Source organism: Streptococcus sp. M334, assembly GCF_000187745.1.
Taxonomy (GTDB): Bacteria; Bacillota; Bacilli; order Lactobacillales; family Streptococcaceae; genus Streptococcus.
Map to the genome: position 1 here is coordinate 20,488 of NZ_GL732496.1, position 8,114 is coordinate 28,601.

The following is an 8,114-nucleotide window of genomic DNA, read 5'->3' on the forward strand; positions in this document are numbered from 1 at the left end:
TACAAGAAAGGTAATAAACAACACCAATTTAAGTGTATGTATCATTGAGAAGTTATCCAGTGTGGAGTTGCATTTGGAAACAGTCCTACAAAAGCAATGATAACCCCTCGTCCAGCAGCATTATTATAAGCAATTACAGCGGCAACAGTCCCTAAAGCAGCAGCTACAATTTTGGATGCGCCTGGTTCAGGAATTAAAGCAGCAAGAGCAGCTCCTCCACCAAGTCCAGCAGCTATTCTATTGGCAGTAGTGCTATCTAAATAAATATCATATCCTTTCCAAGTATAAACGATTTTAGTATATCCTGAGAAGTCTCTGAAAGAATATTTAGGAGCTATTGTAATTGAGTTTTCGGTAAAAATAACATTATATAAGTCAGTGTCAGTGTTAGCTAATACCTCCTGCTTATATTTTTCAGTAATGGTAACTTTTTTAGCATCAGGATCCACGTCTAGATAGCCATTATCAGAGAGAGTTTCAACAACATCAATCTTATTAAGATTTCCTTGCACTGTTGTCTCTGTGACGGAATCAGCAACAACTGGATTCGCTCCTAAAACAGGAGCAATAACCCCTAAAGAAACAATACATACCCCTAAAAGGGCTGAAGTTTTTATTTGTTTATTCATAAGAATTCTCCTTTCTATAAACAAATTAAAATTGAAAACTACATGATAATTTCTTTACTGAATCGGCCTCTTCTGTATACGCTTACATTATATCATATCATATTATTGTTGTAAAGAAAAAAGGGCGAAAAATGTTTTAATCATACAAAAATCACGCATTTTCGGTGCTGAGATGATGATCCTGGAGCTTTTTCAGATACTTTTGTGATGTATCTATCACTTGAAACGCCTAGAGCGCCAAGGCTTTTGGGAATTTTTCAGATACTTTCCTAAAGGAATACATCTTTCCGAAAAATTGGAGTTTTTCGGACTTAATAAAAGGTTGAGAAAGGAAGTGGGGAACAGACCTTTAATCTGGGTCAGGTGAGTTATCAAAATAAGAAAACAAGCTTGGTGACAAGGATTCGTACGCCTAAGAGCCAATATGAGTTCATCTTTCCTTCAATCAAAATCAAAGAAAAGAAAAGAGATAAAAAGGAAGAGGTAGCGACCGATTCAAGCGAAAAAGTGGAGAAGAAAAAATCAGAAGAGAAGCCTGAAAAGAAAGAGAATTCCTAGCCAATCAAGCTACTTTGTGCTAAACTAAAAATATGAAACATGATTTTAACCACAAAGCAGAAACTTTTGATTCCCCTAAAAATATCTTCCTTGTAAACTTGGTTTGTCAAGCAGTCGAGAAACAGATTAATCTTCTATCAGACAAAGAAATTTTGGATTTCGGTGGAGGGACGGGTCTGTTAACCTTGCCCCTAGCCAAGCAGGCCAAGTCTGTAACATTGGTGGATATTTCGGAGAAAATGCTGGAGCAAGCTCGCTTAAAAGCGGAGCAGCAAGACATCAAGAATATCCAGTTTTTGGAGCAAGATTTACTGGAAAAACCCTTGGAGAAAGAGTTTGATCTCATTGTTGTTTGTCGTGTTCTTCATCATATGCCTGATTTGGATGTGGCTCTCTCACTGTTTCATCAACATTTGAAGGAAGATGGACAACTCCTCATTGCTGATTTTACCAAGGCGGAAGCTAACCATCACGGCTTTGAATTGACTGAACTGGAAAAACAGCTAATTGAGCACGGTTTTTCATCTGTGCATAGTCAGATCCTCTATAGCGCTGAAGACTTGTTTCAAGGAAATTACTCAGAACTCTTTTTAACAGTAGTCCAAAAATCACTCGCCTAGTCAGGGAGTGATTTTTCTATAAGGATGGAAAAAAGGAGGGAAATTTGATAAGATAGGAATATGGATTTTGAAAAAATTGAACAAGCTTATACCTATTTACTAGAGAATGTCCAAGTCATCCAAAGTGATTTGGCGACCAACTTTTATGACGCCTTGGTGGAGCAAAACAGCATCTATCTGGATGGTGAGACTGAGCTAGAGCAGATTAAAGAGAACAATCAAGCCCTTAAGCGTTTAGCACTTCGAAAAGAAGAATGGCTCAAGACTTACCAGTTTCTCTTGATGAAGGCTGGGCAAACAGAACCCTTGCAGGCCAATCACCAGTTTACGCCAGATGCTATTGCTTTGCTTTTTGTGTTTATTGTGGAAGAGCTGTTTAAAGAGGAGGAAATCACTATCCTCGAAATGGGTTCTGGCATGGGAATTCTGGGAGCTACTTTCTTGACCTCGCTTGCTAAAAAAGTGGATTACTTGGGAATGGAAGTGGATGATTTGCTGATTGATTTGGCGGCTAGTATGGCAGATGTGATTGGTTTGCAGGCTGGCTTTGTCCAAGGAGATGCCGTTCGTCCACAAATGCTCAAAGAAAGCGATGTGGTCATCAGCGACTTGCCTGTCGGCTATTATCCTGATGATGCCGTTGCGTCGCGCCATCAAGTTGCTTCTAGTCAAGAACATACTTACGCCCATCACTTGCTCATGGAACAAGGACTTAAGTACCTCAAGTCAGATGGATACGCTATTTTTCTCGCTCCGAGTGATTTGTTGACCAGCCCTCAAAGTGATTTGTTGAAAGGGTGGTTGAAAGAGGAGGCAAGTCTGACTGCCATGATTAGTTTGCCTGAAAATCTGTTTGCCAGTGCTAACCAATCTAAGACTATTTTTATCTTACAAAAGAAAACTGACATAACAGTAGAACCCTTTGTTTATCCACTTGCTAGCTTACAAGATGCAAGTGTTTTAATGAAATTTAAAGAAAATTTTCAAAAATGGACTCAAGGTACTGAAATATAAAATAGATTTTGTTATAATAGATGAAAACGCTTAAAAAGGGGTATCATGTTATGACAAAAACAATTGCAATCAATGCAGGAAGTTCAAGTTTGAAATGGCAATTATACTTAATGCCAGAAGAAAAAGTGTTAGCCAAAGGTTTGATTGAACGTATCGGTTTGAAAGATTCAATTTCAACTGTAAAATTTGACGGCCGCTCTGAACAACAAATTTTGGATATCGAAAATCACACACAAGCCGTTAAAATTTTATTGGATGACTTGATTCGTTTCGATATTATCAAGGCTTATGACGAGATTACTGGTGTTGGACACCGTGTTGTGGCTGGTGGAGAATATTTCAAAGAATCAACAGTTGTTGAGGGAGATGTTTTAGAAAAAGTTGAAGAGTTGAGCTTGTTGGCTCCTCTTCACAATCCAGCCAATGCGGCAGGTGTTCGTGCCTTCAAGGAATTGTTGCCAGACATTACCAGTGTAGTTGTTTTTGATACTTCATTCCACACAACTATGCCAGAGAAAGCTTATCGCTACCCTCTACCAACAAAATATTACACAGAAAACAAGGTTCGTAAATATGGTGCCCACGGTACAAGCCACCAGTTTGTAGCAGGAGAAGCTGCAAAACTCTTGGGACGTCCATTAGAAGACTTGAAATTGATTACTTGCCACATCGGTAATGGTGCTTCTATTACAGCTGTTAAGGGTGGTCAATCTGTCGATACTTCCATGGGCTTTACTCCACTCGGTGGTGTGATGATGGGAACACGTACAGGAGATATTGACCCAGCTATCATTCCTTACTTAATGCAATATACAGAGGACTTTAACACGCCTGAAGATATTAGTCGCGTCCTTAATCGTGAATCAGGACTTATGGGTGTTTCAGGCAAATCTAGCGATATGCGTGATGTGATTGCCGCTAAGGAAGACGGAAATCATGATGCTGCTTTGGCTTATGAGATGTATGTTGATCGTATCCAAAAACATATCGGTCAATACCTTGCAGTCTTAAATGGAGCAGATGCTATTATCTTTACTGCAGGTATCGGAGAAAATGCAGCTGTTGTACGTAAGGATGTTATCTCAGGAATTTCTTGGTTTGGATGTGATGTTGATGATGAAAAGAACGTCTTTGGCGTGACAGGAGACATCTCAACAGAGGCAGCGAAGATCCGTGTTTTGGTTATTCCAACAGATGAGGAATTGGTCATTGCCCGTGATGTTGAGCGCTTGAAAAAATAAGTAAAACTAGAAAAAATATTCCGTACAAGGAGTTGGGAAAGTGATTTTTCCAGCTTCTTTTTTTAAACTTAACTAGCTTTGAAAGGATAGCTGTTGCTGCTTTTGAGAAGAGTTAAAAGTGATAAAAGATAACTTATTTCTAATTTTCGCTTAGAATGACAGGTGTTATCGATTAATATTTTATATTATGTCAATTTTCACTTGTATCCGCTTACAATTTATGCTATAATAGTAATGTAATAAGTTATAAGAGCTGTTGTATCGTTCTTGGTTTATAGTTATGGAGGTAACATCATGGGTACTATTATGGAATTTGCAACAGAAAAACAGATTGAATCATTTCTTTCAACTTGTCATATCGAGGGACAAAGGAATTTTCTGATGGCTTTTAAGAAAAAGACATGGCTGAAATCCTTTATTGATTTTTTCATTATAGGAGGAGCTTACTATGTTCAGTCGAGTGTGAAGCCAAAGATTATGTCATTCACATCTAAGGGGATTTACTTGATGGACATTAGTGATGTAACTGAAAATCGTCCTAATCAAGTCATTGAAATGTCCTGGAGTCAAGTTGAAGATTTTAGTTATAACACAGTCTTGAACACAGTCAGAATTAAATGGCACTATCAAAGTGAACAGTACATCTTTTCAGTAGATGTAGGTAATATCAGTCAACATTTAGGACAGTATCAATTTAACAAACAACATTATGACTATTTAGCACAACACGATTTCTTTCAGAAATAGTGAATGACATGAAAAAGATAATTACAAAATGTATTGTTATTGCTACGACTTTGCTTATTATGGTACCGAGTTTTATAGGGATTGCATACGCTAATGAAACAAAGGTTCCAAATACAACTGTAGAGTATATTGATGTTGCCGAAGTAGAGAAGGATTTGAAATTCTTGTTTTCAGAAGCGACGAGTTATGAGAATGGCGTTCTTTATGTTAATAAAGAATTATTGACAGAACGCTATGGCACTTTAGCACCGTATATTGCAATGGGCATTGAACGTATTTATACAGAGCCTAATTTGGTTCAAAACTTGCAAGCCTCTTTACAAGATAGAGATTTTGTTTCATGTATGCGTGATGAGTTGATTGGTATGATTCCAGGTATGGAACTTGTTGATTTAATGAGAGGGGACATTATCAGTTATATTCAAGGTCAAATGTGGGGCAAAGCTGCTTCATATATAGCAATGAAACTTGCTAAATTTGGCATGAAGAGCAACGTTGCAGGAATCGTTGCACAATTAGGAATCTCTGCTGGAAAATGTGCTATTTGGGGTTAGTTATGCTTAAATACTTGTAATTAAGAATGTTAAAATGATAGTTCTGTCTTTAATGAATGTGATAAAGTGGTTGGAAAATAAATTTCTAACCACTTTATCGTTTTTAGTGTTTACAGGGGAAATGGCTTCAAATTTTTAAAGTTTTAAGTATAGACTGTTACGGGAACAGCAGACATTGTGACAATAAGAAAGAGAATGAAAGCACGACGAAAAGGATTAAAAAATAAAAAAGAGAATATTGGTAGAACTGTCCAAAACCTTGCTATGATTGGCTTTTTTGAAAATATGGTATAATATATTGGATTGAAACCAAAATAGTACACTACAGCTACTAAAATATTTTTAGAAATTCATTTAACTTTCCTAATTGATTTGTTCACATCTTATTTCAATCTACTGTAGTAGTAATTTAAAGAGGGAGTTAGATTTTTTGATTTTAAAAGGATTGAAGAATTAAGAAATTGTATTTTTTAAGAAACTAACCAAAAACTAACCAAGTAATGTATATTTTTAGTCAATGAATATAGAATAAAGTAGATCAGGAAACTGGTCTATTTTATTTTGTATTTATAGATATAAAAGGTTTAATAGTCTGTCTGAAAGTGATATAATAGATATACAAGATAAAAAAGGAGAAATGCTATGTCACAAATTGCTGTAAGAGTAGATGATGAATTGAAAAAAGAAGCGACTGCAATTTTTAATGAGTTGGGTTTGGATATGACAACTGCTGTAAAGTTGTTTTTGAAACAAAGTGTTTTGACTAAAAGTATTCCTTTTAAGCTTGATCTGTATGAAAGAGAGTATACAAAAGAAGAAGTGGAACAGGCAAAAAAAGATATTCAAAGATTAGTAAAAGAAAAGTCAAAACTGGTTAAACTTGATTTTAGTAAACAAGAAGATATTGATCAATTCTTCGATGAATAATGATTATATATTAGGAGGAAGAATGGGAAAAATAGAAGAATATTCAATATTAATTGCAAGAATTGAGTATGCTGATGGAACTGGTTCAAAGTCACGTCCTGCGATGGTAATTGAGTTTAATGATGAAGTTATTAAAACTTATCGCTTGACTACAAAATATGAAAATAAATCAGATAGAATTAAGTCAAAGTATTTTGAAATTATTGATTGGTTTAGAGCAGGTTTAGAAAAACCTTCTTGGATTGATACTGTTCAAGCATATGAACTAGATAGGAAGAAAATCAAAATTCAAATTATAGGGAATTTGACAGATAGAGATATAGTTCGTTTGAAAGATTTTTTATCTAATGTTGATTAGGAGATAGAATATGGAAATTAAAGAAATAATTTATCAGGATAGACTTCCAAAAAGCATGGTTTCAAAGTTTAATTATTTTGTGAAGGACTTTTTGAAAGAGTATTCTGATCAGTTGGATAGGTTGGATTTTAATGAGTATTTGGAAATTAACAAAGAATATGAGGCGGATTTAGAAGTCTACTTTGTTAAATTTATGTTTCGTAAAAAAGGGAAAGGTGGTTTTTTCTCTTTAGATGAAACAGATAATAGGTTGTATGTAGACTGTAATGATGAATTTTGGGGAACTGTGATTTTAGAATAAAAAACCGAAGCTAAAATAACCAGTATATGATATAAAATTCGGCTTTTAAGCCTAAATTCTCAACCAGGTATTTAAAATTTGTTCGGAAATAGAAAAATAACACTATCTTAGATAATGTTATTTTTTTTTGTTTTCTTTGAAAAATTTGGTGGCTATTTCTTGCACGTACACTTCGTAAGTGCTTGGTATACCTGTGTTTTTGATATAGTCAAGGTAGTTGAAGTGTTCATCTATTGGATATTCACTATTCACTAAACTCATAAAATCAAGTATTCGTCCTTTTTCAGCTCTGGTTTCGATGCGTTGGGAGAAGGTATCGATATGAGCAAGTGAGTTATGGGAATCATCATTCAGTAAATGGTGTTTCTCGTGTAGTAGGATGTTGATTTTTTCTATATCTGTAGTGTCAGAACGTAGAAAGATGAAGTGTTGATTATTTACAAAAAGATAACGACCTTTTGTTTCTAAATGCTCTAACAAGACAACCTTGCAGTTTAGGGCTTCAATTTCTTCTATGACTTTTCTTAGTTCCATACTATTTCTTATTTGCAAAGTATTCTTTTAGGAAGTCTTTGATAATCATTCTATCGTTATCTGTGATAGGTGTACCATCATAAGCGACTGAATTATCAATAGTGGTGTCGATGTCTGTTTCTAAAATTGAATTTGGAATATCGATTTGACCTAGTAAGTAATCAGTAGAAACATTGAAAAAATCGGCTAGTTTTTGTATGATTTTTCTTGAGGATTATCGTGGTACAGAAGAAGTACAAGTAGTTTTGAAACGTGTTGAAAGTGAATTGTTGGAATTGAATAATTAGTATAGTGTTATTTAGATGGAAAAAGTGATATAATAAAAGAAAGTGAAAGGAGAAGGAATCATGATTAAAGAATTTGGTGTGACAAATTTGGAAGTAACCAAAGAAGATATTTCCAAAAATCCTAACAATCCAATTTTGCGTATGTATGATGATGAAGAATTGATTGGAACATTTAGTATTCTTACTGGTGAAGTCTTAGAGGATTTTGACTTGGCAGATTATGACATTCGATTTGCACAAAAACAAATTGAATTGAATCGTGATAACTACCTTGAAACGTGGAAGGACTACGTGGGGTTATTGCATGCCTAAGTATTCTTTCTTAAAGTATGGTATTGAGATTC

The 8,114-nt window shown here is 35.1% G+C and carries 11 protein-coding genes and 1 pseudogene; 10 read left to right on the plus strand and 2 right to left on the minus strand.

The annotated features are described in order from the left end of the window. Positions 1 to 41 precede the first annotated feature (41 nt). Complete coding sequence (locus tag HMPREF0851_RS14895; RefSeq protein ID WP_001041325.1) at positions 42 to 629, minus strand: hypothetical protein; 588 nt, start codon at positions 627 to 629, stop codon at positions 42 to 44. Positions 630 to 947: 318 nt separating this feature from the next. Here HMPREF0851_RS14895 and HMPREF0851_RS14900 point away from each other — a divergent pair. From HMPREF0851_RS14900 to HMPREF0851_RS14935, 9 genes and pseudogenes are all read left to right on the plus strand, one after another. Next, a pseudogene (locus tag HMPREF0851_RS14900) lies at positions 948 to 1,187 on the plus strand (type IV pilus minor pilin ComGF family protein); the annotation flags it as partial. Positions 1,188 to 1,219: 32 nt separating this feature from the next. Continuing rightward, the gene (locus tag HMPREF0851_RS0104530) at positions 1,220 to 1,807 is read left to right on the plus strand and encodes a class I SAM-dependent methyltransferase (protein WP_000679793.1); all 588 of its coding nucleotides are present in this window, start codon (positions 1,220 to 1,222) and stop codon (positions 1,805 to 1,807) included. Between the two features lie 60 nt (positions 1,808 to 1,867). Next, entirely contained in the window at positions 1,868 to 2,821 is a 954-nt protein-coding gene (locus tag HMPREF0851_RS14905) for a class I SAM-dependent methyltransferase (RefSeq protein ID WP_000345097.1), read from the plus strand. A 50-nt stretch (positions 2,822 to 2,871) separates the two neighbouring features. Beyond that, positions 2,872 to 4,062, plus strand: a complete 1,191-nt coding sequence (locus HMPREF0851_RS14910) for an acetate kinase (protein WP_000167776.1) — start codon at positions 2,872 to 2,874, stop codon at positions 4,060 to 4,062. A 294-nt stretch (positions 4,063 to 4,356) separates the two neighbouring features. Beyond that, the gene (locus HMPREF0851_RS14915; RefSeq protein ID WP_000536731.1) at positions 4,357 to 4,809 is read left to right on the plus strand and encodes a hypothetical protein; all 453 of its coding nucleotides are present in this window, start codon (positions 4,357 to 4,359) and stop codon (positions 4,807 to 4,809) included. Between the two features lie 8 nt (positions 4,810 to 4,817). Beyond that, positions 4,818 to 5,363 (plus strand): hypothetical protein, encoded by a 546-nt coding sequence (locus HMPREF0851_RS14920; protein WP_000720928.1) that lies wholly within the window; start codon positions 4,818 to 4,820, stop codon positions 5,361 to 5,363. Positions 5,364 to 6,005: 642 nt separating this feature from the next. Next, the gene (locus tag HMPREF0851_RS14925) at positions 6,006 to 6,290 is read left to right on the plus strand and encodes a type II toxin-antitoxin system RelB/DinJ family antitoxin (RefSeq protein ID WP_000077980.1); all 285 of its coding nucleotides are present in this window, start codon (positions 6,006 to 6,008) and stop codon (positions 6,288 to 6,290) included. 22 nt (positions 6,291 to 6,312) lie between these two features. After that, positions 6,313 to 6,648, plus strand: coding sequence for a type II toxin-antitoxin system PemK/MazF family toxin (locus HMPREF0851_RS14930; protein WP_000515961.1), 336 nt, complete (start codon positions 6,313 to 6,315; stop codon positions 6,646 to 6,648). Positions 6,649 to 6,658: 10 nt separating this feature from the next. Then, the gene (locus HMPREF0851_RS14935) at positions 6,659 to 6,949 is read left to right on the plus strand and encodes a hypothetical protein (protein ID WP_000403018.1); all 291 of its coding nucleotides are present in this window, start codon (positions 6,659 to 6,661) and stop codon (positions 6,947 to 6,949) included. Positions 6,950 to 7,066: 117 nt separating this feature from the next. Here the strand turns inward: HMPREF0851_RS14935 and HMPREF0851_RS14940 are convergent, their stop codons facing one another. Further along, positions 7,067 to 7,483, minus strand: coding sequence for a hypothetical protein (locus HMPREF0851_RS14940; RefSeq protein WP_000423303.1), 417 nt, complete (start codon positions 7,481 to 7,483; stop codon positions 7,067 to 7,069). 347 nt (positions 7,484 to 7,830) lie between these two features. Between HMPREF0851_RS14940 and HMPREF0851_RS14950 the strand changes: the two genes are divergently transcribed. Further along, positions 7,831 to 8,082, plus strand: a complete 252-nt coding sequence (locus HMPREF0851_RS14950) for a hypothetical protein (RefSeq protein WP_000588739.1) — start codon at positions 7,831 to 7,833, stop codon at positions 8,080 to 8,082. Positions 8,083 to 8,114: the final 32 nt, after the last annotated feature.